Origin of the sequence: Leptospira haakeii, from assembly GCF_002812045.1 — a bacterium.
Classification (GTDB): domain Bacteria; phylum Spirochaetota; class Leptospiria; order Leptospirales; family Leptospiraceae; genus Leptospira_B; species Leptospira_B haakeii.
In genome coordinates, this window is record NZ_NPEG01000006.1 from 100881 (window position 1) to 127506 (window position 26626).

The 26626-nt window shown below is 39.2% G+C and carries 23 protein-coding genes; 17 read left to right on the forward strand and 6 right to left on the reverse strand.

Going from position 1 to position 26626, the window contains the following annotated elements; translation table 11 throughout:
* Window positions 1–9 precede the first annotated feature (9 nt).
* From CH377_RS11565 to ispH, 3 genes are all read right to left on the reverse strand, one after another.
* The gene (locus tag CH377_RS11565; protein ID WP_100723953.1) at window positions 10–1281 is read right to left on the reverse strand and encodes a hybrid sensor histidine kinase/response regulator; all 1272 of its coding nucleotides are present in this window, start codon (window positions 1279–1281) and stop codon (window positions 10–12) included.
* The gene (locus CH377_RS11570) at window positions 1274–3352 is read right to left on the reverse strand and encodes a PAS domain-containing sensor histidine kinase (protein ID WP_100723954.1); all 2079 of its coding nucleotides are present in this window, start codon (window positions 3350–3352) and stop codon (window positions 1274–1276) included. Before CH377_RS11570 ends, CH377_RS11565 begins: the two co-directional genes overlap by 8 nt.
* Before the next feature lie 132 nt (window positions 3353–3484).
* A complete protein-coding gene (gene ispH, locus CH377_RS11575) occupies window positions 3485–4423 on the reverse strand; it encodes a 4-hydroxy-3-methylbut-2-enyl diphosphate reductase (RefSeq protein ID WP_100723955.1) in 939 nt (312 codons plus the stop codon).
* Between the two features lie 242 nt (window positions 4424–4665).
* On the opposite strand from ispH, the gene CH377_RS11580 reads away from it, so the two are divergent.
* Together CH377_RS11580 and CH377_RS11585 are read left to right on the forward strand one after the other, a co-directional pair.
* The gene (locus CH377_RS11580) at window positions 4666–5514 is read left to right on the forward strand and encodes a flagellin N-terminal helical domain-containing protein (protein ID WP_010515586.1); all 849 of its coding nucleotides are present in this window, start codon (window positions 4666–4668) and stop codon (window positions 5512–5514) included.
* A gap of 379 nt (window positions 5515–5893) precedes the next feature.
* A complete protein-coding gene (locus CH377_RS11585) occupies window positions 5894–7525 on the forward strand; it encodes an ArnT family glycosyltransferase (protein WP_100723956.1) in 1632 nt (543 codons plus the stop codon).
* Window positions 7526–7723: 198 nt separating this feature from the next.
* Here the strand turns inward: CH377_RS11585 and CH377_RS11590 are convergent, their stop codons facing one another.
* Entirely contained in the window at window positions 7724–8755 is a 1032-nt protein-coding gene (locus tag CH377_RS11590) for a glycosyltransferase family 2 protein (protein ID WP_207797668.1), read from the reverse strand.
* 174 nt (window positions 8756–8929) lie between these two features.
* On the opposite strand from CH377_RS11590, the gene CH377_RS11595 reads away from it, so the two are divergent.
* The 8 genes from CH377_RS11595 (at window position 8930) to CH377_RS11630 (ending at window position 17425) form a co-directional block, all read left to right on the forward strand.
* Window positions 8930–10012, forward strand: a complete 1083-nt coding sequence (locus CH377_RS11595; protein ID WP_100723958.1) for a PHP domain-containing protein — start codon at window positions 8930–8932, stop codon at window positions 10010–10012.
* Between the two features lie 61 nt (window positions 10013–10073).
* Entirely contained in the window at window positions 10074–10493 is a 420-nt protein-coding gene (locus CH377_RS11600; protein ID WP_100723959.1) for a hypothetical protein, read from the forward strand.
* 35 nt (window positions 10494–10528) lie between these two features.
* A complete protein-coding gene (locus CH377_RS11605) occupies window positions 10529–11899 on the forward strand; it encodes a TolC family protein (RefSeq protein ID WP_100723960.1) in 1371 nt (456 codons plus the stop codon).
* Window positions 11900–11909: 10 nt separating this feature from the next.
* Window positions 11910–12359 (forward strand): LIC13259/LIC11441 family protein, encoded by a 450-nt coding sequence (locus CH377_RS11610; protein ID WP_100724052.1) that lies wholly within the window; start codon window positions 11910–11912, stop codon window positions 12357–12359.
* Window positions 12346–13419, forward strand: a complete 1074-nt coding sequence (locus CH377_RS11615) for a heavy metal-binding domain-containing protein (protein ID WP_100723961.1) — start codon at window positions 12346–12348, stop codon at window positions 13417–13419. Before CH377_RS11610 ends, CH377_RS11615 begins: the two co-directional genes overlap by 14 nt.
* Window positions 13420–13429: 10 nt before the next feature.
* Window positions 13430–16717 carry an efflux RND transporter permease subunit gene (locus CH377_RS11620; protein WP_100723962.1) on the forward strand — a complete coding sequence of 1096 codons (3288 nt, stop codon included), beginning with the start codon at window positions 13430–13432 and terminating at the stop codon, window positions 16715–16717.
* A gap of 17 nt (window positions 16718–16734) precedes the next feature.
* On the forward strand, window positions 16735–16998 hold the full coding sequence (gene bufA2 / locus CH377_RS11625) for a BufA2 family periplasmic bufferin-type metallophore (protein WP_100723963.1): 264 nt from the start codon (window positions 16735–16737) through the stop codon (window positions 16996–16998).
* Window positions 16999–17116: 118 nt separating this feature from the next.
* Window positions 17117–17425 carry an LIC_10421 family protein gene (locus CH377_RS11630; RefSeq protein ID WP_100723964.1) on the forward strand — a complete coding sequence of 103 codons (309 nt, stop codon included), beginning with the start codon at window positions 17117–17119 and terminating at the stop codon, window positions 17423–17425.
* A 79-nt stretch (window positions 17426–17504) separates the two neighbouring features.
* Here the strand turns inward: CH377_RS11630 and CH377_RS11635 are convergent, their stop codons facing one another.
* Window positions 17505–18356 (reverse strand): flagellin N-terminal helical domain-containing protein, encoded by an 852-nt coding sequence (locus CH377_RS11635; protein ID WP_100723965.1) that lies wholly within the window; start codon window positions 18354–18356, stop codon window positions 17505–17507.
* Window positions 18357–18665: 309 nt separating this feature from the next.
* On the opposite strand from CH377_RS11635, the gene CH377_RS11640 reads away from it, so the two are divergent.
* Genes CH377_RS11640 through CH377_RS11650 form a run of 3 tightly spaced genes read left to right on the forward strand, consistent with a single transcriptional unit; the run spans window position 18666 to window position 21735 of the window.
* Window positions 18666–19223: a cob(I)yrinic acid a,c-diamide adenosyltransferase gene (locus CH377_RS11640; protein ID WP_100723966.1), complete on the forward strand. Its 558-nt coding sequence runs from the start codon at window positions 18666–18668 to the stop codon at window positions 19221–19223.
* Window positions 19196–20488, forward strand: a complete 1293-nt coding sequence (locus CH377_RS11645) for a peptide MFS transporter (RefSeq protein ID WP_100723967.1) — start codon at window positions 19196–19198, stop codon at window positions 20486–20488. The genes CH377_RS11640 and CH377_RS11645 overlap by 28 nt, the downstream gene beginning before the upstream one ends.
* Complete coding sequence (locus CH377_RS11650) at window positions 20485–21735, forward strand: C40 family peptidase (RefSeq protein ID WP_100723968.1); 1251 nt, start codon at window positions 20485–20487, stop codon at window positions 21733–21735. Before CH377_RS11645 ends, CH377_RS11650 begins: the two co-directional genes overlap by 4 nt.
* A gap of 146 nt (window positions 21736–21881) precedes the next feature.
* Here CH377_RS11650 and CH377_RS11655 read toward each other — a convergent pair whose 3' ends face one another.
* The gene (locus CH377_RS11655) at window positions 21882–22496 is read right to left on the reverse strand and encodes an LON peptidase substrate-binding domain-containing protein (protein ID WP_100723969.1); all 615 of its coding nucleotides are present in this window, start codon (window positions 22494–22496) and stop codon (window positions 21882–21884) included.
* A 62-nt stretch (window positions 22497–22558) separates the two neighbouring features.
* On the opposite strand from CH377_RS11655, the gene rfaE1 reads away from it, so the two are divergent.
* The 4 genes from rfaE1 to kdsA all read left to right on the forward strand — a co-directional run bounded on the left by rfaE1 (window position 22559) and on the right by kdsA (window position 26609).
* Window positions 22559–23569: a D-glycero-beta-D-manno-heptose-7-phosphate kinase gene (rfaE1, locus tag CH377_RS11660; RefSeq protein WP_165780518.1), complete on the forward strand. Its 1011-nt coding sequence runs from the start codon at window positions 22559–22561 to the stop codon at window positions 23567–23569.
* Window positions 23566–24060, forward strand: a complete 495-nt coding sequence (gene rfaE2 / locus CH377_RS11665; RefSeq protein WP_100723971.1) for a D-glycero-beta-D-manno-heptose 1-phosphate adenylyltransferase — start codon at window positions 23566–23568, stop codon at window positions 24058–24060. The genes rfaE1 and rfaE2 overlap by 4 nt, the downstream gene beginning before the upstream one ends.
* A gap of 81 nt (window positions 24061–24141) precedes the next feature.
* Entirely contained in the window at window positions 24142–25758 is a 1617-nt protein-coding gene (locus CH377_RS11670) for a CTP synthase (RefSeq protein ID WP_100723972.1), read from the forward strand.
* Complete coding sequence (kdsA, locus tag CH377_RS11675) at window positions 25758–26609, forward strand: 3-deoxy-8-phosphooctulonate synthase (protein WP_100723973.1); 852 nt, start codon at window positions 25758–25760, stop codon at window positions 26607–26609. The genes CH377_RS11670 and kdsA overlap by 1 nt, the downstream gene beginning before the upstream one ends.
* Window positions 26610–26626: the final 17 nt, after the last annotated feature.

The window sequence follows — 26626 nt, forward strand, 5'->3', positions numbered from 1 at the left end:
TTGTCATTATCACTGAATGGGTAATAGTAATTCGCTCATCACACAAAGACGGACCTGTTCTCCGGTATGATCTTTTGCATTATGAATAAAGAATAGACCGTTATGCTTTCTAAGGATTTGATCCACAGCAGTGAGCCCTAAACCAAGACCAAATCTTTCTAAATGGGAGACACTTTCTACAGGTGGGTGGATTCGGAAGAACGGTTGTAGAACAAGATTTTCATGTTTCTCATCCACACCTCCATAAGGTTTTTCATCTACAATGTTCTTTACCACAACGCAGAAATAACCTTGATTAATACTGGTAAATACCTCTAAGGAGGTTTTAGGAGCGCAATATTTGTATGCGTTTAAGATCACCTCTTCCAAGGCGAGAAGGAACAGATCTGGTTCAATATCCAATTCCACTTCCTTTTTCAAAATTGGCAGAGAAAGTCTGAGCCCTTTCTTTTCTAAATAGGGTAGAATGAACTCGCTGGAATGTTTAATCTTCTCCACAATTTCAGATGCTTTGATCTTCTTCTTTTCTAGATTTCGATTGATAATCTCCAATAATTGAGTAAGTCCCTTAAGCAGGTTTTTGGTAATCTCCTGATTCTCGATTACCAGGTTCATCATACTTTTATTAATTAGATAATTATCTCCTTCCTCCTTCATTTCAGTCTTAATCATATCCAGAAGACTGATAATCGCCCCAATCCCTGATCCTTGGGATAGGGAAGTTTGCAAAGAATGTATGGAAGATTTCTCCCAAGATTCGTCTCCTGCTTTCCTTCTTGTTTCCTTATAAGTTAGCCATTCCAATTGATTTCTGAGCTTTAAACTTTCTGCTTCTAAAATAGCGGCTTCGCTCGCCTTTAAAAAACGATAATCAACAGCTTTACTTAGAGCCTTATGGAATTGGTCAGGAAGAATCGGTTTAATTATATAATCGAATACACCTAGTTTCATCACTTCGATCACAGTGTCCGTGGAATCGAGAGCAGTTTGAACTAGAACGGTTGCGTCCGGTTGGAATTCCTTCAATCTCTGGATAAAAGTAGGACCATCCATCACCGGCATCATAAGATCCACAATATAGAATGAATATTTATTTGCTTTGGCCATTTCCAAAGCCTCTTCTCCATTGGAAGCGGATTGATATTGGATCCCGAACTCGTCGCAAAGAGCTTCGAGCATTAGTGTATTTTCTAACTTATCCTCGACTATAAGTATAGGATCTCGGACGACACTCTTTCTCTCCTGTTTATTCCTGATTGCAGAACTCGTAGAGTTAGTCATTGATTTGATCCGCCAATTCTTCTAATACTAATTTAAGCTCGTCCAAGGAAATTGGTTGTGAAAGAACGAAGTCAAAATTCTCCTTGGAATATTTTTTTTCAAAATCTTGAGTCTCTTCCGGGAGGATCAGTACTGTTTTCCAAATTTCTGATATTTTATTCTTTAAAGGAGAATTTGAATCTTGGAACAGAACAATTCTCTTATCTTTTTTAAGTTCTTTGAACAGTAGTGGTTGATTTTGTTTTTTAAAAAAATGAGTAAGGAGTTCTGCGTTTTTCTGGTTCGATAATTCTAATTGTATAAAGCAGAAATTTTTTAATTTATCAGGATAAGCCCCCGCGAAATTTTTCCTTGGTTTAGATTGTTTAGGAGTTTGCTCCAATATAGGAAGGTTCAGATAAAAAGAAGTTCCTATCCCTTGTTGGCTTTTGACCCTGATACTTCCGCCATGTGCCTCTACTAGTTTTCGAACAATGGAAAGCCCAAGACCCGTTCCTTCCGTATCTCTAGATCTGGAATTTCTTACCTGATAGAACGCATCAAAAATTTTTTTCTGTTCCGCTTCAGGTATACCGATCCCAGTATCCGTGATCTCGATAACCCAATCTTTTCCTTCTTTTTTAATGGAAAGATAGATGGATCCTTGCTCGGCTGTAAATTTAACTGCGTTACTAACCAGGTTTAAGAAGATTTGTCGAATTCGTTTAGGATCTCCCCAGATCATACAAGTGAATTCATCCGGATCACTCCAAACTAAATGTATATACTTCCTTATAAGTTCAGGTTCTAAAAATTCAACTACCTGCTCTAATTCCTTTCGAAGATCCATTTCAGAAAAGTAAAAGGAAGACTTTCCAGCGTTCAGTTTAGAAAGTTCTAAAATATCATTAATTAAACCTAATAAGTGTAATCCCGATTTATGGATTAAGTCCAAATATCTTTTATCGTTAGAATTTTCATCTTCTATCTTGATTAATTTGGAAAGCCCAATGATAGCATTCAGTGGTGTGCGAAGCTCATGGCTCATATTGGCAAGAAAATCACTTTTAGCCGTGCTCGCTGCTTCTGCTTTTTCTTTTTGGACGGAAAGTTCCTTTGTTCGCCTGACTACAGTTTCTTCTAAGTTTTCTTTATGGATCTTTAGTTCATCCAATATGGACATTCTTTCTAGATAAAATCCAAGCAGATCTACAAATGTACGAAAGGTGAACTGTTCCTCCGGACCGGATTCGTGTTCGAAGAATTCCATTCCCAAAAATCCAAACCAATCTCCCGACATTCGGATCGGAAATAGAAAAATTGTATCTGTCCTTCTTCCTTGGTAAAATGACTTTTCAGAATCAAGGAGATCCGAAGTTCGAAACTCAATGATATCATTCCGAAGTAGGTAAGGTTTCCATCGGGCAAATTTAGAAGAAAGTGAAATTTCAGGATGAGTCTCTGCAAGAGTTGCACTTGAATAAGGGCTCTTAATCTCTGCTTGTAATGCTAATACATCTGGATTAGCGGTCTTCTTATATAGATAGATTCTTTCAGCTTCTACCAAAACTAAAAAATGTTCTATTGCTCTCTCTATTGTAAAACTTTCATGAGTTGTATTCAATAAGATCTGTGAAGCAGCCGTAAGCCCCATCTCTGATCTGAGTCTTTTTGCAGTTAATTCTTCTCTTATTATTTTTTCACTGATATCCCTTTGAATAGATAATAAATTTGTAATATTTCCGTCTTGATCTTTGACCGGAGACACTTTCCATTCAGAATAATATTTCGTTCCGTCTTTTTTATAGTTAATTGTAGAAGAAGAATACGAGTCGCCGCGCAATAGACAATTTTTAAGATTTTGTAATATTCTTCTGTCCGTTTCTTTTCCGAATAGAACTTTGGGAGAACCCCCAATCAATTCTTCGGCGCTATATCCTGTCAGCTCACAGAATGCTGGATTTACAAAAACAATAGATGGCCCGTTCTCATTTAGAACAGCGTCTGTAACGAGAATTGCGTCCGAAGTTTGGGAAACGATAATTTGAAAAAGTCCGATTTCTGTGTCGAACCGCAGATCTTCCCCGACCATATAGGCCAGAAAATTTACGTGAAAATAAACTTAATTCAACCATTTTAGCAGAAAATTCCACAAAAATGACTTATTCGAACGGAAATCACTCAAATTAGTCAAATTTGAGACATAATCAAATTGTCGTAGTGACTACATCAGAAGATTCGCAGGCAATTTAAAGCTCATGGAATCCTCCCTAGAGTCAGGGAAAAGATCCAAAACTGCTTTCGGGTAGAATTGTATAAGTTTAGATATAATCTCATCTACTAATATCTGAGGAGTAGAGGCACCAGCGGTGATTCCCAGAATTTTGATCTCTGAATTAGCTATATAATCTTTGTTTAATTCTTCCAAGGAGCTGACTTTGAAAGAGGAAGGTTTGGATTTTTGGGCCAATTGAAGAAGTCGAAGCGAATTAGAACTATTATCCGCGCCAATTACCATCATTGCGTCGATCGCTTCCATCATGGAAGAAACTGCTTCTTGTCTTTCCGTAGTTGCATAACAGATATCATCCTTTGCTGGATGTTCAACGCTCGGGAATAATTCCGCAATCTTCTCCACCACTAGTTTGGTGTCTGCCACGGATAAAGTGGTTTGCATAAGATAGGTGATCGGTTTGTTTATATCCAATTTTCCGATCAATTTTTGGACATCCTCAGGTGATTCCACGAGGAACATCTGGGCTTCTCCCATGGTTCCTATTGCTTCGTCATGCCCTTGGTGCCCAATATAGATGATTTGATGAGAGTCTTTATATCTGCGCGCTTTTCTGTGAACTCGAGTGACCAGAGGGCAGGTGGCGTCTCCGATCTTCATTCCTCTACGCTTTGCTTCTTCTACCACTTCTGGAGAAACTCCATGAGCGGAGAATACTACTGTGGATCCGTCTGGTGCTTCACCTAATTCGTTAATGAACTTAATGCCTCTTTTTTTCATATCTTCCACGACTCTGCGGTTATGGACGATTTCTTTGCGGACATAGATCTGTTCTTCCGAATTGGATTGGACCTGTTCCACATAGGAAATTGCGTATTTGACTCCGGCACAGAAACCGCGGGGATTCGCTAGATAGATTTTTTCAAGCATCTGCTTTCAGACTCTGGCGCCTCCCGAAAGAGGCAAGCATTTTCGTGCTAAAACCTTCTCCAATAGCCCAAAAGCGACATATACACTTTCAGAAGGAAGGGATCTTTTATCTGCTTTTGGGAGAAAAAAGTATCTCTTCCAATTTCAGGATCTTCCCGATTTTCAAGGGGAAGAGGTCAAGGAAGACCTCTAGGAAAATCAAATTCTCTCTTCGGAGAGATTCGGATTCAAGGAGGAACCGAATGATTATTAACCACAATATCAGTGCCATCTTCGCTCACAGAACTTTGAAGTTCAATAGCGAAAGCATGAACAAAGACATCGAAAAGTTGTCTTCCGGTATGAGAATCAACCGTGCAGGTGATGATGCATCCGGTTTGGCCGTGTCTGAAAAAATGAGGACACAGGTCGGAGGTTTACGCAGGGCGGAACAAAACACTGAAGACGGTATGTCTTTGATCCAAACAGCAGAAGGGTATCTGCAAGAAACCCATGAAGTTGTCCAAAGGATCCGCGTGCTTGCTGTGCAAGCTGCGAACGGTATTTATACCGAAGAAGACCGTCAACAAATACAAGTAGAAGTATCTCAGTTGGTCGACGAGATCGACAGGATTGCTTCTCAGGCCGAGTTCAACAAAATGAAACTCCTTACTGGAGCTTTCGCTCGTTTGAACCCGACTGCAAGTATGTGGTTCCATATGGGTGCTAACATGCACCAAAGAGAAAGAGTGTATATCGAAACGATGAACACTGCGGCTCTGGGATTAAGAAACCCGACCGTTCTGACTTTCATCTCTCTTTCTACGGCGGGAAAAGCGAACTCCGTAATCGGTCTTGCTGACGATGCTCTTAGATTAATTTCTAAACAAAGAGCAGACTTGGGAGCTTATTACAACCGTCTGGAACATGCTGCTAAGGGCTTGATGAACGCTTACGAGAATATCCAAGCGGCTGAATCAAGAATTCGTGATACTGATATGGCTGAGCAAATGACCAGCTTTACCAGATATCAAATTCTGACTCAGGCTGCTACTGCGATGCTCGCTCAGGCGAACATGAAACCTCAAACCGTGCTCCAGCTATTGAAGTAATTCAATAGCTAACCTGCCGGTTTGACTTAAGTAGTATTCCGGCAGGGGAGCTGGCTTTAAGCTAATGTTGGTTCTTTCGACGGGACCACGGATTTATATTTATTATAAATCGCCGTACGACTCTGAAGCCTAACTTCTCGTAAGCGAAAGTTAGGCTTTTTTTTATCCTCTTAACATAAAGCGCAAAATTTGTACCGTTAGAATTGAAGCCTATTGATAGAAATAAAAACAAAAGCCGAAAACTTTATCGCAAATCCGAATTTTTATCCAATTTGTAACTGAACGCGAATCTTGATCTTTAGTTTTAGAATGCGTAGGTTGATATGTTTCTTTCTTTGGAATAAGGAAGTTAGCACTTCCAAGGAAGATTCGTTTGTTGATGCGAAATTGGTTTTTACCTCTGACAATTCTTATATATTTGGGCTTATTACTTTTTGGTTTAGGTAGCTTTTCTCTTATTGATTGGGATGAGAATATTTATGGTGCAGCTTCCAAGTCCATGCTGGAGACCGGAGAATACTTCAGGATCCAAGTTAATGGGCAGCCATTCAGCGAAAAACCTCCATTCTTCTTTTGGGTTGCAAATCTATTTTATAAAGTTTTTGGACTTTCAGAATTTTCAACCAGGCTTCCTTCTGTTTTTAGCGGGATCCTTTCCTTTTTGATCTTAGTTAGATTCGGATCACTTTTACATTCTAAAAGATTCGGATACGTTTGGGCTTTTTTATATTCAGCCTCTCTTTTGCCTCTTCTACTTTCCAGAACCGCTTATATAGATCATTTATTTAATACATTCATATTAGCATCTATTCTTTCCTTATATTTATATGAAACAAAGGAGAAGGGGGACTTTCAGTCTAGGGCGATCTGGATCTTATCTGCAGGATTTTTTGGCGGGATTGCTGTTTTGACAAAAGGTCCGTTAGGTTTGGCAATTCCACTTTTTGTATTTGGCGCAAATCGACTCTTAGATCGAAATTTTAAGATTCGAATCTTTGATTTTATTCTATTCGTAGTTGTTTCTATTGCTGTATTAAGTTTTTATTACCTAACGAATTTTATCTTATATGGGAATGAATTCTTAATCCAGTTCTTCGATTTTCAAAAGAAACTGCTAACAAAGTCTTTAGAATCTCATACAGGTCCTTGGTTTTATCATTTTATCGTAATGTTCATAGGATTCTTCCCTTGGACTGTATTTCTATTTCCAGGAGCAAAGAACTGGAGAATGTTTACCAATCCGAAAATTTCCAGGATCTCTCGGTATTTTATAATTTGGTTAGGAGTCGTTTTGCTGATATTTTCTATAGTACAAACTAAACTTCCTCACTATTCTTCTTCTATCTATTTTCCTTTATCATTTTTTATTTCTTATTTGATCTTAGAAAAACCGGAGATCTTAAAATCAAAAACTTTTGCATTTTTCTTTTTAGGAATCGGGTTAATCATAGGTCTAATATTTCTACTTCTACCACAAATCTCAGAATATTCCAGTTCCACGATGGGAGTCGGAAAGGAATTATTACCTGTTTTCAATTTCTGGGATTCTTCTTCTGGATTGGTTCTTATTATAGGAATTCTTATTGGTTTCATAGGATTACAACAATTCAAAAAGGGGAAAGAAGAAGGAAAGGATCTTTTCTTGGCGTCTACTTGGATCTCTATGCTGATCTTTGTTGGAGTTCTATCATCGACGATCACTCCTAAGATCATTTCCTTTCTACAAGATGGAAATCTCCGTCTTTACGATAAAGCAGAGATTTCCGGAAATCGGATCGTATATTATAAATACCTTTCCTTCTATCCTATGTTTTACCGAGAGAAGAAAATCTATCTGATGGGAAGTTATAAGTTTAAAGATGAAACATTTTTATTGGATTCTAATGAAAGACTTTCTATAATCTGCAATCGAAATAGCGTTTTGGAATTAGTATTAACTCATCCTCAAAGAAATTTTCAAGAAGTAGCTGCAGAAAGTGGGATTGTACTTTTGGATTCTTCACCAAAGTAAATAGCAAATACAAGTTCTGAGTGGGAAAGGGTAGGCGGAATTCGGAATCTGCGTTCCAATTTTTTAGATGAAAGATTTAGATTGCTAGATTGCCTTTTTTGTGATATAGGGATGGCGGGTTTCTCCCACGGGCCTCTCCCCACCACCCAAGATTCAGGGTGGGGGCGATCCTTACCCTTGTAGGAATTCCTACAAAGTTTAGATATTCCCACTTACGATCGTTTTCTCACTTCCTGAAGATCGTTGTGAGACAGTCGGAATGATCATCTGGTTTCGAGATGGGATTTCCATTCCGAATCGGATCAATCTCAATTCAAAATTAGTTCTCTGGATTTTTGAAACTGTATGCAAAACGAGTCCAATCGCTATTTGGATCCAGGAAAATAACATTAGTCCAGTTGCAAGCACTGCCAAGGGAACATGATACACATATCTGTATTCTACATAATCTATTACAGGAGGAGTTCCCGCTACCAAAGACAAAATTCCGGAAACGACAGAAAAGAATCCGAAGAAGTGCATAGGTTTATAATCTTTAAAGATCCATAATATATTTTTCACCACTTTATATCCATCTCGGATAGTATTCAGTTTAGAAAAACTCCCTGCGGGTCTATCTTTATACGGAACTGAGATCTCTTCCAGGCGAAACCTTTTGTCTAAGGCGTGTAAGGTCATTTCTATTTCTATCTCGAAACCGGAAGAAAGGATCGGATAATTTTTCACAAATCTACGAGAGAATACCCTATAACCACTCATTGGGTCTTTGAGTTTCGTTCCAAATAGAAAGTTAATCAATGTTAGAACAAGTTTATTTCCTGTGGAATGAAACCTTCTCTTATTCTCTCTTCCATAATCTCCTTCGCTCAGACGATCTCCTACGAGCATGTCTAAATCTTTTTCCTTCAAAGTTTGGATCATAGAATGAATTTTAGAAGCAGGGTAGGTCGTGTCCGCATCACACATGATATAAAGTTCCGCATCAATCTTTGTGAATGCAGTTCTAACTGCATTTGCCTTTCCTTGTCTTGCTTCGAATAACACTTCTCCCGAAATGGAGTGTTCCGCTAAAACGTTTTTGGAGATCTCAGAAGTCTTGTCCTTTGAATTATTATCTACGATCACAAAATATGCATTCGGGATCTCTTTATAAAATTCTAAGACGGTTTTTTCAATAGTAAGTTCTTCGTTGTATGCAGGAAGAACCAATACAAGAGGGAATGGTTTCATTCTAAAATAGAGTTCGTCCAGGTGCGACCGAAGAATCATCCAGAATTTGTATCTTCTCTGTTACAGATCGATTAATCCGAAACATTCTATATTTGAAATCGTATACAAGTTGTAACATTCTAAACTCGGAATTCTAGTTTTCGCTTAAAGCCTCATCTATGTACTAGCACTAGAATGAAAAGAAGTACGATAATCTTCTTAGTTTCTATCTTTCTCGGGGCATTATTACTCGGAAATTTGCTCACTTGGGCGATTTTTAGAGCGGATACTTTTAGATCCTCGATGAATTGGGAAAAATATTCCAATCCTTATAAAAGAAATACCAAACTCAAACTCCAAAAAGCTGGAATTCATTTACACACGAACCGCACCTGGTTCACTCCCGGCAGGAATTCTCCGGAAGAGATAGAGACAGTCTATGCTGCAAATGGTTATAAAATTTTAGGTTTCACCGATTACGAAAGGGTAACCAGTCCAAATTCCCCAAAACTTGCTCAAATCAAAGGATTCGAATGGGGAACCAATCTTAGAAAAAGACATTTTAGTGTGTTAGGTTTGGAAGATGCAAGTTATGATCTATTTCCTCTTTACGCCGATCCGGAAAATTTACAATGGGTAATCGATAGAATCGAATCCAAAAATGGATTTGTAGTGATTAACCATCCACTTTTGAATGAATCATTTCCGATAAAACTTCTATCTCAATTAAAAGAATACGATGCATTGGAAGTGATGAGTCCATTCGGAGATATTCCTAAATTTTGGGATAAAGTATTAAGTGAGAAACATCCTTCCTTTTGTATGGCTTCAGATGATCTTCATTATCTTCCTAGGGATGAGTATTTGAGAGTTAGAACTTCTGGAATTCCAAATTGGAGAGATCTAAGTTCCGAAATTTATAAACAAGAAGGAGAATCTTTAATGAGATACCTTCTTGTAAACACTGATAGTCTAGATGAAAAAGAAGTCCTTCGTTCCCTGAAAGAAGGGAATTATCTTTGTGTTCGCAAGATGGAAAGAAGTTTAGCTGAACCTAAATTAGGAGCTATAGGCCTGAATTCGGAAAATGAGATCCACTTCGATTTTGAAGATACTCCGATCAGTGTAGACTTCATTGGACAGAATTCAGAAATTCTTTCTCATACTTCTTATCAGAATAAAGGCTCCTATAGATTAAAACCTACTGACCTGTATGTGAGAGTTCAGGTGGTCTATCCAACTGCGATCATTCTGAGCAATCCATTCTTCCAACAATAAAGATCTTCTCCCTTTTTTTCTTGACTTTTACGTAATTAATACAGTCAGATAGAGAAAGATAATGAGCTTAGGATCTAAAAAGGCAATCGGTTCCGTATTGGCGATAGGGTTTCTTCTCCAAATCGCTTGCGTGTCCGTTTATAACCTAACCGGAAATTGTCCGGTAAGTATGTCTTATCTCGAAAAACAGAAGGAAACTTCCCAACTTCCTCCTTGTCATAGAACCGAAAAATCGGAGCAAAAGAGCGAGTCATCTTCCAATGAATGTTGTCCTAAAGAGAACAGCGTCGTTTCTTTGGACCTTTCTAAACTTTTAGATTGGGAAAAATTAGGATTAAATAAAGTCCTGATCTTCCTATTTATCTCCGAACTCAATTCACCACAGATTGTATTAGAAAACGTCATTCTGGACGATTCTTATATTCCGATCCCGTCTTCACATTCTCTTAGTTTAAGCACTCTCCAAGTATTTCTTATTTAATTCATATTTTCTTTCTTTAATCTTTAGGAGGAAATATGAACGCGAGACTTATTGTCTTAATATCAATTTATACATTTTTTTCATCTGCGATAAACGCGGAAAAAAAGAGCCTGGAAGAGATCTTGAATGTTTTAGTCAAAGAACATCCTGAATCCAAATCATTAGCTGGACTTTCTCAGGCTCATAAATCTCATTCTGATGCAACTGGTATATTACCTGATCCTAAAATAGGGGTAGCCTTCAGAAATTATCCAACTCGAGGAGGGTATTCCACTTCTGATCGAGCGCTGGACACTCCCACAATGACCGGGATAGAATTATCCATCTCTCAAGAGTTTCCTTTCCCGGGAAAATTGAGCACTGAAAAAAAAATCTCCAAGCTAATGCAAACAGAATCGAATTTTGCCTATATAGCTGGAGTGAATCGGATCTTAGGGGATTTTTTCAGCCGATTGAACAAATACAAATATTCAGAAAAAAAGAAGGCCATCAACGAAAGAATATTAACTTTACTCGGCGCACAAAAGTCCATTAGTGAAAATTCATATTCATATGGTGAGAATACTTTATCAGGAGTATTAAAGGCGACAGTTGCCAAAACGGAAGCTATCGAGAAAGAAACCGAATATACGACCCAGTTGAAAGACTTGAAGTCTCAGCTCGAATACTACCAAATTTCCGACAAAGTTACCTTCTCCGATCTATACTCTATAGATTTGGATTCTTTTTTAGAGAATAAAAATGAAGAGTTAGAAGCATTGTTAACTGCACAAGCCCAATTGATTGAGGATTCTCCGGAATATAAGATACAAGCAGAGGAAGAAAAACGTTTAAAGGAACAAGCAAAACTTACAAAGTATTCGTTAGCTCCTCAAACAGAAGTTTTTTTCTCCTACATGAAACGTAGATCCCAAACTTTCGCCTTAGACCAAGGACCTTTAAATTATGGGCTTATGGATACCACGGAGTATAGAGGAGATCTTTTCAGTTTTGGAATGAATATGAGAGTTCCGGTTTGGTCTGCTCTAAAATGGAATTCCATCACGGGAGAAACAGAACATCTGGCAGAAGTGGGTAAGGACTCTGTCGAAAAAACAAGAGTGCAAATGTTTTCTGAACTAAATAGAAATCTCGCCTACATCAAAGGTGTTTCCAATCAGATCCGTTTGGTAGAAAAAAGACTGATCCCTGAACTGGAAAAATCCGCAAGAGCCGGTTCCTTTCAGTATGCTTCCGGAAAAGTAAATGTGCAAGATACACTTCTTGCTCAAACTGAAATCCTAAACACAAAAATTCGGTTAGAAGATCTAAAAGAACGCAAAAACGAATCTATTCTGAACACGTTAAAATTACTGAGTTTCATCTATAGGGATAATAAAACTCCGGAGCATGATAAACATAACTGAGGATAAACCTATGAAAAAATTACATTATCTATTTTTAATTTTCATCCTGACTTCAGGAAATCTATTCTCTCATGAAGGAAAGGAGACTTTTGTTTTAAGAGAAGTAGGTAAGATCCATTCTTCTATCTATTCAGAAACACCTGGAAATTTGGATGTTCAAAAATTAGTCCAACTTCTGAAAGAGAATGCGGATCACAAGAAAGATACTGAAAAATTCAAAAAAGCGCTCCCAATTGCTGAAGAATTGGGTAAAACTTTAGATCTTTCTAAAAAGAGAGAACTATTTGAACGTTTATCCAATGAGCTGGAATCGATTGTTGGCCATCATGATAAATCCGGAATTTCCGTTTTCTATTGCCCAATGCTCAAGAAAAAATGGCTAGCTTCGGGTAAAGAGATCAAAAATCCATACAATTCCAAAATGAAAAATTGCGGGGAGATCACCTATGAAGCTAAATGATCTTTCTATTTCTTCATTTGTAGGATTACTCGGAAAACTTTTGGCCATTCTAATTCTTTTGGCCTTAATAGCGGACTGTTCTTCTAAAAAGGATATCTACTATTGTCCGATGCATCCTCATTACACTTCCGATCGTCCCGGTAATTGTCCTATTTGTAATATGGACTTGGTCAAAAAGGAAAATCCTTCCGAGCATAAGGATCATACGACTGCAGCATACGAATCAAAGGAAGAGGATCATTCTTCTCACTTATCCGAAACTACTTCAGAGAAGAATTCCAAAGAGTTAATTCTCTCCTTCGAAAAACAACAATCCATTGGTATCAAAACGGAGTTAGTGAGCAGAAGGAACCTGACAAAAAAAATCAGCGCTTATTCTAGTGTTGCTTATGATCCGGAATTATATTCTGCATTGAGTGAATATAAAGAAGCAGCTCGTTCTTCTGAATTTCTTTCTCCAGAAATCCTTAGAAATTTGCAGTTAAGACTTAGACAATTGGGTTTAAGCCAGGATCAGATTAGAATTTGGACTTCCGGAGCAAGAGATCCATCCGAGTTGATCTTAGGAGGAAAATCGGGTAGGGCGCATATCTATTCTCAGATCTATGAATCAGATTTTACTACGGCTAAAGTTGGACTTCCTATAAAATTCAAAACGGATGTTTATCCTGAGAAAGAATTTATCGGAAAGATCAAAAGTATAGATGTGATTTTGGATAAGAATAACCGCACACTTAGATTAAGGAGCGAGGTTTCGGATCCAGGGCAACTTTTAAAACCCCAGATGTTTGGAGACGCGATGATAGAAGTTTCTCTTCCGAAGGTATTATCAGTTCCGACTTCCGCAATTTTAGATACGGGAAAACAAAAGATTGCTTACGTACAAACTGCCCCGGATAGATTCCAAGCGGTTTCAGTACAGACTGGTAAGAATATAGAACCTTGGGTTGAAATTTTGTCCGGTTTGAAAGAAGAACAAAGAGTTGTGACTGAGTCCACTTTTTTGATCGATTCGGAAGCGAAGATCAGATTTGGTTCTGACTCTTCACATCTTCATTAAGGAAACGAATATGATTCAGTATATCATTCGATTTTCCGCAGAAAACAAGTTTTTAGTCCTTCTAGTTACATTGGCAATACTTGTCGCATCTTATGTTTCCATGAAAACTATTCCTTTGGATGCAATTCCGGATCTTTCAGACACTCAGGTGATTGTGTATTCTCGCTGGGACAGAAGTCCGGATATCATGGAAGATCAAGTTACTTATCCAATCATCACTTCTCTTTTAGGTGCACCTAAGATCAAGGTAGTCAGAGGGTTCTCAGATTTCGGTTTTTCTTATGTATATGTCATTTTCCAAGATGGTACTGATATCTATTGGGCTCGATCGAGGGTATTAGAGTATCTCTCCAGGATCCAACCTCTACTTCCTGCGGGTGTAAAAACCGAATTAGGTCCGGATGCGAGTGCAGTTGGATGGGTATACCAATATGCTTTAATTGATCAAACTGGTAATAACTCACTCGTAGATTTGAGAACCTATCAGGATTTTCATCTCAAATACTTATTAAATTCCGTTCCGGGAGTTTCCGAAGTAGCTGGAATAGGTGGATTTAAGAAACAATACCAGATCACCATCCATCCGAATGCATTAAGATCTTATAATGTAGATTTCGAAACCGTTATCCAGAAAGTCAGGGAAAGTAATCAGGAAACCGGTGGACGACTACTGGAAATTTCCGGCGCAGAATATATGGTGAGAGGGAGGGGATATCTTTCCTCTCTAACAGATATCGAAAATATTCCACTTTCTACCGATATTAATGGGACTCCGGTACTTCTGAAAAACGTAGCCTCCGTCCAATTCGGACCGGATATTCGACGAGGGATCGCTGATTTAGATGGAGAAGGGGATGTAGTCGCAGGCACAATAGTCATGCGTCATGGAGAAAACGCTCTTTCCGTTATAGAAAGAGTGAAAACCAAATTGGAAGAAATAAAAAAGAACCTTCCAAAAGGTGCAGAGCTAATCACCACCTATGATAGATCAGAATTGATTGAACACGCTATCAGCAATTTGAAGTTCAAATTGGTAGAAGAGATGATCATAGTCTCGATCGTGATACTCATTTTTCTATGGCATTTTCCTTCTGCCATTATTCCGATCCTTACGATCCCAATTTCTGTAATCATCGCATTCATTCCAATGAATCTATTGGATATAAATGCGAATATCATGTCCTTGGCGGGAATGGCAATCTCAATAGGAGTGCTCGTGGATGGGGCAATTGTAGAGGTTGAGAACGCTTACAAAAAATTAGAAGAATGGGAAGCAGGAGGAAGAATAGGGGACTATCATGCAGTCCGCTTAGAAGCACTATTGGAAGTTGGACCTTCCGTATTTTTTTCGCTGCTTGTGATAGCTGTAGCATTCTTCCCTATATTCACGCTTGTGGACCAAGAGGGAAGGTTATTTCGTCCGTTAGCATATTCCAAAAATATAGCGATGGCAGTAGCTGCGTTCTTAGCCATCACTTTAGATCCTGCTGTCAGAATGTTATTCACAAGAATGGAGCCTTTCCAATTCAAGAACGCTCTTTTCTCCAAAATAGCGACTACGATGCTTGTAGGAAAATATTATCCGGAAGAAAAACATCCAGTCAGTAAAATATTATTCAGATTTTATGAACCGGCTTGTCGTTATGTTCTTCATAGACCTATGACAATTATAGTCTCCGCATTCACTTTGGTGGTCCTAACCATTCCTGTATATTTTAGCTTGGGTTCGGAATTTATGCCTCAACTCTATGAGGAATCTTTTCTTTATATGCCAACTACCTTACCCGGGATCTCGGTAGCGGAAGCTGAAAAACTAATGATCGCTATGGATAAAAAACTGAAAAGTTTTCCAGAGGTGAAACGTGTTTTTGGAAAAGCAGGACGGTCGGATACAGCTACGGATCCAGCTCCATTCTCCATGATGGAAACTGTGATACTTCTCAAACCACAGGATGAATGGAGAAAGGCGGATAGATTTTATTCCAACTTTCCAAGGATCTTCCAATATCCATTTCTTCCTTTTATATCCGAGAGGCTAACTAAGGACGAGTTAGTGGAGAAGATGAACAAGGAGATGCAATTTCCAGGTGCCACAAATGCCTGGACCATGCCGATTAAAACTCGCATCGATATGCTGAGTACTGGGATGAGAACTCCTATCGGAATTAAGATCTTAGGCTCTTCTCTCGAGGAAATTGAATCCATTGGGATCAAAATAGAGGCACTTCTAAAAACGGATAAAAATGTTCGAAGTGTATTTGCGGAAAGAACCGCAGGCGGCTATTTTCTAGATCTTAATTTAAGAAGGGAAAAATTAGCAAGATATAATATTTCAGTGGAGACCGCTCAGCAGATCATAGTGGCAGCTATTGGCGGAGAACCAATCACCCAAACCATCGAAGGTAGAGAACGTTTTTCAGTAAATGTACGCTATCCTCGCGAGTTGCGAGATTCCTTGGAGAAGATCAAAACCATTTTGGTTCCCACAAAAGAATTCGGTCATATTCCTATTTCAGAAATTGCAAGTATAGGCGCAAAAACCGGTCCATCTATGATCCGGGATGAGAATGGATTTTTAGCGGGTTATGTATATGTGGACCCTTCTACCTCAGATATTGGAGGTTTTGTAGACAAGGCAAAGAAAAAGGTCTCAGAGTCCATCCTACTTCCTCCTGGATATTCAATAGTATGGAGTGGGCAGTATGAAAATATGATACGTGTGAGGGAAAGAATGATGTACATTCTACCTTTGACAATCTTCATTATATTTTTATTATTGTATTTCAATACCAAATCCTATATTAAAACGTCAATTGTGCTTCTGGCAGTGCCATTCTCATTAATAGGAGCAGTTGGACTTCTTTACATCTTAGATTACCAGATCTCAGTCGCTGTTTGGGTGGGAATGATCGCACTCATGGGACTGGATGCGGAGACAGGAGTGTTCATGCTTCTGTATCTGGATCTTTCCTATGAGGACGCTAAGAAAAAAGGAAGATTAAGAACTAGGGAAGATCTGATAGAAGCGATTATTCACGGAGCTGTACATAGGATCCGACCTAAAATTATGACTGTTCTTGCTGCAATGATGGGACTTCTTCCTATCATGTGGTCCGCTAGCACAGGTTCGGACGTGATGAAAAGGATCGCGGCTCCTATGGTAGGGGGCCTCGTGACCAGTTTTATTCTGGAACTTTTAGTATATCCTCCTATTTACATGCTCTGGAAGGAAGGGAAACTGGGGGATATTCTTCCAATCCTTCCTATCACCAAGAAAAAAAGAACGAAATCCATTTAACAAGAGGGAACAAATAAATGAACAACACTACTAAAAAATTGATTATCGGAGCAGCTCTTTCGGGACTGTTTTTATCCGGAGAAGTATATTCCGAAAAACAGGATGCAGGTTCGGACAATACAAAAGGAGAATGTCACGGAGTCAATTCCTGTAAGGGAAAAAGCGACTGTCATGCTAACGGAAATTCTTGTTCAGGACAAAACTCCTGCAAAGGGAAGGGCTGGATCTCCTTAACGAAAAAAGAATGCGATGCAAAAAAAGGAACTTTCAAAAAATCTTAAGTTTAATTGATTTAAGTCATTTCGCATTCCATATAATGTTAAGTTAAATTCTATCAATTTAATATTGACTATCGAACACTGTACCCGTAAACTTAGTCGGCACATATTAGGAGTTTTTATGAAAAAAACCTTAGCTACCATTCTATTTTCCCTGATCCTGGCAGGTAATATCTCTGCATTTACCGAACTGGACAATCTGCTTATTGCGGAAGCAACCACTCCGGATCTGAAAAAGATCGCAAAAGAATATTTTAACAAAAAAGCCAAAGACCATAAAGATCTGGCTGATAAATACAAGTCCTTAGCTGGTCAATCCCATGGTGGAAAGGCAACCGCTGATGCTGCAGAGAAGGATAAATACAAAAAATTAGCGGACCATTGTGAAAAAGAAGCTGCAGCTTACAAAACACAAGCGGATAAGTTCTAAACTCAACCAACCATTTTCGTAATAAAAAACCCGTCCTCTCGGACGGGTCTCTTCGAATTTTCAGAAAATCAAATTCCTTTTATCCGAATCTTTCACTCAGAAGTTTTACCACTTGTTCCGGTCTCATGTTTGCCTGAGCAAGCATTGCGACACCACTTTTGGTTAAAATCTGATTTTTGGTATAGTCCACGATATGTTCCGCCATATCCGCGTCCCTTACTCGGCTTTCCGCAGAAACCATATTGATATAGTTTGACTGCAGGCCTTCTGCTGTAATTTCCAAACGGTTATAATAAGCTCCTAAATCGGATCTTTGTTTATTCACCTTTTGGATCGCATTGTCCAGAATACCGATCATCGCATTAGAAGAGGCAGGAGTAGACAGAGTCTGCTTTTTCCCGTTACTTTCCAATTGAAGCGCGCCTGCATTCATGGCATCCACGAAAATTTCCAGCTTCTCGTTTTGATTCGGTCCAACATGCAACTGGATCGGATTTTTAGAATCCTTAGAGTAGGCTCCGCTCAAAGGACGAATTTTATTGAACTCGGCGGATTTACCCAGCCTGTCCACTTCTTCGATGAGTTGGTCTACTTCCAGTTGAACGAGTTTACGATCGTCGTCCGAGTAAATCCCGTTGGAAGTTTGGATGGATAATTCTCTCAATCTTTGGAGAATATTATTCACTTGTTCTAGATTACCTTCAGTAACCTGAATGAATGAAACTCCATCCATTACGTTTCTTTCTGCTTGGGCAAGACCACGTATCTGGGTGCGCATCCTTTCGGAAACAGCAAATCCCAATGCATCATCACCGGCACGATTGATCCTCATACCGGTTGATAATTTTTCTGTAGTTTTGTCCAGGTCGTGATTAACTGTCTTCAGTACGTTGTTCGCACGAAGAGCACTGATGTTGTGATTGATAATCATCAACAACCTCCCTGTAGCTAGAGTTTGGATCCGTCCAAACCATGAGCCGGGCTTTTAGGAGGAGAGAGCCTCCCGGGCAACCCGGATATCCACTGCGAATTTCACTCCCTTATTTTTGTGGGGAGATTTTTTTTACGATTTTTCCTAAAGACTAAAGTCAGAATCGACGATAATCCAAAAGAGGGAAAATCTACTCTCATTCTACCATTCACTTTAGCTATTTCGCAACTTTTTTTCCGTTAAAACTGCTTTTCTTGCGGGAATTTTCAGAACTTTTTCGGATTCTGTCCCCTAAATTTAGGCCGAATCATGAAAATTTATACCAAAAAGGGAGATTCCGGAACCACATCCTTGGCTTCCGGGACCAGGGTCTCCAAATCAGATCCCAGGGTCGAATTATACGGGACCGCAGACGAATTGAACTCCGCAATAGGAGTTGCAATTTCTTTCCTAACAAAAGATTCCAAATTAAAGGACTCATTAGAGAGAATCCAAAATTTACTCTTTGAATTGGGGTCCGAACTTGCAGGATATAAGAAGAAGGATGATTCTTCCTGTATCCTAGAAGAGGATATTTCTGAATTAGAGAAAGAGATAGATCTTTGGCAAGATTCACTTCTTCCTTTAAAAAATTTCATATTACCTGGCGGATCGCCTGCTTCTTCTTTTTTACATGTTGCCAGAACCTTGGCCAGAAGATTAGAAAGAGACCTGGTGCATTACAAAGAAGAAGGTCATGAGGTCTTTGCAGAAAATCTCAGATTCCTCAATAGACTTTCTGATCATTTATTCGTAGCCGCAAGATACGCAAATTTTGAATCTAAGATCCCGGAACCAGAATGGAAATCCAGAGCCAAAGGCAAATAACCCATCCTAGGGGTTTATATGTTCTCTTCTTCGTGGAAATGTGGGAGAGATTTTCTTTTTACGGAATGAGAGCACTTCTTGTTCTTTTTTTGACTAAAGAACTCCTGATGCCCGACGCTCAAGCGGGCAGAATATACGGTTTTTATAATGGATTCGTATATTTGACTCCTATCCTGGGAGGCTTACTCGCAGATCGATTTTTAGGATATAAACGTTCCATCTTCCTTGGTGGAATTCTCATGATGTTTGGTCATCTATCCTTGGCCTTCAACGGACTTTGGACTTTTTATCTGGGATTAGGACTTCTAATCGCAGGAAACGGTTTTTTCAAACCTTGTATCTCCACTGTTGTAGGAAGGATTTACGAATTAGAAGGGAAACCAGAACTAAAAGATTCCGGTTTTACTATATTCTATTTTGGGATCAATCTTGGCGCAATCTTGGGGACCTGGGCCTGTGCCAACCTTGCTGAATACAAAGGTTGGCATTATGGGTTCGGGATCGCAGCTGTTGGAATGTTAATTGGTCTTATCATTTTTGGATTTTTAGGAAGAAGAGTAAATCCAGACGCATTCTTAGCAAATGGAAACAGATCCGATTTAGATTCTGAACCGGAAGATCCTAAACAAAATAGAGAAAGAATTTTTGCGATTATGGTTTTCTCTGCAATTACGATCACATTCTGGGCTTCCTATGAGCAGATTGGTTCTTCATTAAGTCTGATCATCGACAGGTATGTGGACAGAAATATTTTAGGTTGGGAAATCCCTGCTGCAAATTACCAATCTTTAAATCCACTTTTTGTTGTAAGTTTGGCCCTTGTTGTTTCTTGGATATGGAAAATATTCGAAGAATCAGGAAAGCATATATCCACTATAACCAAGTTCTGTTTAGGGCTGATCATTTTGGGATTAGGTTACCTTCTTCTTTCCATAGTAACTTTTGGATCGACTGAAAAGTTTTCCTCTATTTGGATTATTCTTTCCATTCTACTTTTAACAATCGGGGAATTGTTCGTGTCACCCGTTGGTCTGTCCCTAGTTACGAAACTAGCTCCCGTAAAAGTTGCCTCCATGATGATGGGATTTTGGTTTTTAGCGAATTTCTTCGCTCATGTTCTCGCAGGCGAATTGACTAGGTTCATGGGAGGAAGAGAATCTTTATCGGGGTTTTTCTTGATCTTCTTCATTCTACCTACAATCACAGCGATCGGTTTATTTTCCTTCCGTAAAAAATTAGAATCTTGGATGCATGGTGTAAAATGAGAATTTGGATCTTACCTAGCCTTCTTCTTTTATTCTCCGTTTCAATATCTGCAGATCCTTTCGAGGACCTGCTCAAATCGGATTGGGACAAATCCCAAACACTTCTGATCAAAAACTCTGTTTTCCAAAAATTAGGACAAAGAGCCGGAAGCAAAGAAGTGCTGAAGATTACTAAAAACGTAATTCCTTGGGCGATTTTGGAAGGTGTAAGCCCGGAAAAAACGGCAGAACTCATAGTGAACTTGGATTTTGCAGTTAAAGAAGGACTTACATTTGAAGAAGCAGAAGATGCAATCCCAGTCGTTTCCAAACGCGAGTTGTCCAAAGAAGATTTTAGTTATATAGGTTTATACTTTAAAGAAACCAAAAAAGCAGGAATCAGAGAAGAAGTTAGAAACCGTTTTGTAGAAGCCGCCATGGAAAAAAAATGGGACGGATTTTCGGTACTCGCAGGTGGAAGAGCACTCATTGCAGGTAAACTCGTAGATTTTCCGGAAAACCGTTTAGCCTCTAAAATTCTAACTCAATTTCCTGCAAAGGGTAGAAGTATCCCTTTTGCTAAAACGGAAACCACTTTTAAATCAGTACTCGATTCCAAATTGGACGGAGCATCTTATATACTTCTTTCTAATTTAAAAAAATTGCATGAAGGTGAGAAGGTAGCATCTGCTCAAAAATATGCATCTGCTCGTGCGGTGGAAACCTCTTTGGAAGAGGTAGGTGGAATTGTAATTGGAGACAGACCAAGAATCGAACCTTTGCCTGATCCTCCTTTAGTTCCGAATCTGCCTGAACCCGGAGAACCCACGGAGCCGGACAAACCTGCAAAGGAAAGTTGGGAAACCTTATCTGCAGCAATTCTACAAAAGGTTGCGAAAGAATGGGTGGGAACTCCTTATAAATGGGCAAATGCTGCAAAAACCGGAACCGATTGTTCAGGATTTACTTTCAGAGTTTTGACAGATGGTCGTATAGGTGTTCCTGAAAAAATGGTATCTCGTGCTTCTAGTGCGCAAACCAAAATGGGAACTGGAGTTTCTCATAATGAAATGAGATCCGGAGATTTGATTTTCTTTTCCGCTTCTCCCAACCAATCCAAAGTAACTCATGTGGGAATGGTTTTAAATGGAGAAGAATTTGCCCATGCTTCTTCCACAAGAGGAGTGGTGATCGATAAGATCAGAATGAAATGGTGGATCGATCGTTTTGTTCTATCACGCAGAGTATTTAAGAAAGTTATAAATTAAGACACAGAGCTTAGGAGAGGCCACAAGGAATTTTTCACACGAAGACACAGAGTCACAAAGAAATTTTATAACGCTAAATAGAAAGACCTCCGTGTCTTCGTGCCTCTGTGTGAAACCCACTCTGCGTCTCTTTCAAACTCTGTGTCTCATTCCCCTAAATTCATTTCTTCTACAATTCCAACAAGAAGTTGCGCTTTCAGAATTTGATCTGTGCTGGAAAGGATTTCCTGCTTTTTCTTAAAATTAAAATTTAGGATAGAAGAGATAAAATCCACAGGGAAAGGATGAGACCAAAGATCGTTCATTCGGAGGATCAATTCTTCTTTCGCACCTTCTGAAAGTAGAATACGTTTAGTGAGATATAAGATACGATCGAAGATCTCTACGAATATTTTATCTTCGATATATTTGGAATCAGGTTCTATTTTTTCCACAATCCCGATCCGAAAAGGTTCCATAGTATCGTAAGATTCCAGTTTTGCGATACCTTTACCTTCGAGTAGGATATTGGATCTTCCATCAGGAAGTGGATCTCTTCGAACGATTGTACCCCAACCAAAAACAGTTTCAATTTCAGGTTGAGGATTTTTTAAATTACCTGGCTCCATTTTAATAGGAGCAATCGCCATTTCTTCTCCGGACTCGGAACAATAATCGAGCATCATCCTGTATCTAGGCTCGAAAATATGAAGAGGGAGAAATGTGCCTGGAAATAAGATGACTTCAGGAAGAGGAAAGATCGGAATTGTAGTTCTTGACACCTAGGATTTATCCTAACCTGTTGAAGTGAAAACGCAAATCAAATTGTAAGACCGGTTTAAAATTGTACTACTTAGATAAAAAGCGATATTTGGAAGCGGCTTCTAAATTAAAAACCACTAAAATTATAGTCATAGGTGATCTTATCCTAGATGAGTATCTGATCGGAGAAGTGAATCGAATTTCTCCTGAGGCTCCCGTTCCTGTGGTCTGGGTAAGGAACGAAAAAACAACTTTGGGTGGAGCGGGAAATGTTGTAAAAAATCTTTCACGTTTAGGAGTCCAATCCTTTGTGCTTGGTAGAGCGGGGAATGACTCTGCCGCCAAAACCTTGGATGATCTTCTTTCTACAGAAAATACAATCTCTTCTAAAAACACAATTATCCGTTCCGAAAAAGTTCCTACGATCCTAAAAACTAGAGTAATCGCTGGTCACCAACAAGTTTGCCGTATTGATAGAGAAGAAACATTTCCTTTAAGCGATTCGGAAGAAAAACAATTATTAGAAAGTTTTTCCAAGATCATCCAAGAAGCGGACGCAGTTGTTCTTTCCGATTATGATAAGGGAACTTTAACTGCAAGTCTCATCCGCAAATCGATCGATATAGCAGTCCAGCATAAAAAAATCGTAACGGTGGATCCGCAAGTGTCTCATTTTTTCCAATATGAGAAAGCGACTGTAATGACCCCGAATCATCATGAGGCAGGAAAGGCTCTCGGCAAAAAATTAGAAACAAATGCAGAAGTAGAAGAAGCAGCCAAGAAGATTGCGGAAAATTTAAATTCTCCTTCTATGATGATCACTCGTGGAGAAAAAGGAATGAGCCTTTATATTTCTTCCGAATCTAAAACCTATCATATTCCTACTGTGGCTAAAGAGGTTTTCGATGTAACTGGAGCAGGTGACACTGTGATCTCAGTTTATACTTCTTTTTTGGCAGCTGGTTTAGGTGAGTTAGAAGCGGCTATCGTTTCCAATGCAGCGGCAGGAGTAGTGGTAGGTAAACTAGGTGCTGAAACTGTTTCCTTAGAAGAACTTTTAGAAGCTCTGGAGAAAAGAGGAAGTTTTCAGTGAAGTCTTCTTTCTCTTCTTGTATTGAGAAAATTATTCCTTTTCACGAAGCTAAGAATGTTTCACAAAAGGTCCGTTCTAGCCAAAAAATCGTTTTTACCAATGGTGTATTCGATCTAGTTCATAAAGGACATCTTACTTATCTCTCTCAAGCGAGGGACTTGGGTGATGTTCTTTGGATTGGGATCAATTCAGATTCATCCGTCAAAAGATTAAAAGGTCCCGAACGTCCTGTAAATCCGGAAGAAGATCGGGCACTTCTTCTTTCCTGCCTTTCCTTTGTGGATTATATCAGTGTGTTTTCGGAAGACACTCCTTTGGAACTGATCTCTCAGATAGCACCTCATATTCACGTAAAAGGGGGAGATTATGATCTGGAAGCTCTTCCTGAGACTCCACTTGTCCGCAAATTAGGTGGAGAAGTTAAAATTCTACCCTTTGTTCCCGGATTTTCCAGTACGGATCTGATCCGCCGCATTCGGCAAAAACCCTAGATTTACTTCTCAATTCTACGAAATTCCGAGTTGGATTTTCCGAGACTGAAGAAAACTCTGTTCAGCAGGTAGGAGTTCGGTTTGTCCAAAACTAAATTTATTTTCGTGACCGGAGGTGTTTGTTCCTCCCTTGGTAAGGGTGTATCCGCTGCAGCCCTTGGATGCCTTTTGGAAAGTAGGGGTTACACCGTTTCTCTTCAAAAAATGGATCCTTATATCAATATTGATCCCGGGACCATGAGCCCGTACCAGCACGGTGAAGTGTATGTGACCGAAGATGGCGCAGAAACTGATTTGGATCTTGGATATTACGAAAGATTTACCAAGTCCAAGTTTACTCGTAAGAATTCGGTCTCCACAGGACAAATTTATAATACCGTAATCCAAAGAGAAAGAAAAGGGGATTATCTGGGAAGAACAGTCCAGGTTGTTCCTCATATCACTAATGAGATCCGAAATAGGATCTATACTCTTGCAAGAGAAAATGCAACTGACTTTGTGATCGTCGAGATCGGTGGAACAGTGGGAGACATTGAGTCCATTCCATTCTTAGAAGCGATCCGTCAGATGAGATACGAGCACGGTCCTTCTCAAGTTTTATTTATCCATGTTACTTTAGTTCCTACCATCACAGTAGCAGGGGAAGCAAAAACAAAACCGACTCAACACTCTGTTAAAGAACTTTTGGCGTTAGGGATCCAACCGGATATTTTGATCTGTCGTGTGAACCAACCTATGCCAAAGGAAATGAAAGGGAAAATTTCCTCCTTCTGTAACGTTAAAGAAGAAAATGTAATCTCTGCTTCCGATATCAGTACTTCCATTTACGAAATTCCTAAAATGTATAAAGAAGAAAAATTGGATCAAGTTGTTCTAAAAACATTAGGGCTGGAACTTGGAAAATCTAATTTTACGGAATGGGAGAAGATCATAAAAAGTCTTCACTCCGCAAAACAAACCGTACAAATAGCAGTGGTTGGAAAGTATATTTCTCTTCATGATGCATATCGTTCCGTTTACGAAAGTTTATCCCATGGTGGAATTGCGAACGAAGCAAACGTAGAATTTATAAAAGTAGATCCTGAAAAACTGGATAAAACGAATGTGAAGGATGTTTTAAAATCAGCACATGGTGTTTTAGTTCCAGGTGGATTCGGGGACAGAGGGATCGAAGGTAAGATCGCGGCAATCCAATATGCAAGAACCAAAGGAATTCCATTCTTCGGGATTTGTTTAGGTATGCAATGTGCAGTGATCGAATACGCAAGAAATGTCCTTGGCCTAAAAGATGCAAACTCTACTGAGTTCAGACCTGACTCTCCAGATCCAGTAATCTCCCTTATTGAAGAGCAGATGGATATTGATCAGATGGGTGGAACTATGCGTTTAGGTTCTTATCCTTGTAAGATTAAAAAGAACACTTTGGCCTTTTCTGAATATAAACAAGAGCTGATCTATGAGAGACATAGACATAGATTCGAGTTTACCAACAAATACAAACAAAGATTCGAAGAGAAAGGAATGATCCTTTCTGGTATTTCTCCGGATGAAAACCTGATTGAAATTGTAGAAATTCCGGAACATCCTTGGTTTATAGGCGTTCAGTTCCATCCTGAATTCACTGGAAAACCTACAAAACCGCATCCATTATTTGCCGGATTTATCCGTGCTGCGGTCAAATTTGCAAGGAAGGCATAATGAGCGATAAAACTGCCCAAGAAAGGGATTTTTTAAGCGGTAAGAAGATAGGAGGAAAGAATCCATTCTTCCTGATCGCAGGTCCTTGTGTGATGGAAAATAGAGACTTACTCGAAAAAGTCTGCGCAGAGATGTTAGAGATCACCACAGAACTCGGCATCCCTTATGTTTTCAAAAGTAGTTTCGACAAAGCAAATCGTTCTTCTGTTTCTTCTTATAGAGGCCCAGGACTTACGGAAGGGATCAAACACTTAGAACATATTAAGAAAAAATTTAATGTTCCTGTGTTAACTGATATCCATGAGACAACTCAAGTTGGTCCTCTCGCAGATGTGATCGATATGTATCAAATCCCGGCATTCTTAAGCAGACAAACTGACTTGATCGCAGAATCCGCTAAAACCGGAAAATGGGTGAATGTCAAAAAAGGACAATTTTTAGCTCCTTCTGATTGTAGACATATCAAAACTAAAATCCAAGAATCCGGTTCCGAAAAGTATATGGTTACCGAAAGAGGGACCACATTCGGTTACGGGAATTTGGTATTCGACGGAAGAACTGTCCCTATATTACATAGTTATGATATTCCAGTGGTATTCGATGCTACTCACTCCGCACAATTGCCTGGAGCAGCCGGAAATATTACAGGAGGACAAAGAGAATATATCCCAAGTATGACAAGAAGTGCCGTAGCTCTCGGGATAGAAGGTATCTTTATGGAAGTGCACCCTGATCCTGCAAAGGCACTTTCTGACGCTACCACTCAGTATCCTCTTTCTGAAATTAAATCCTTATTAAAGGAATTGGTCGGTTTAGACCGTTACGTAAAACAGGAAATCCTAAACCGCTAATCGATATAGCCTTGTAT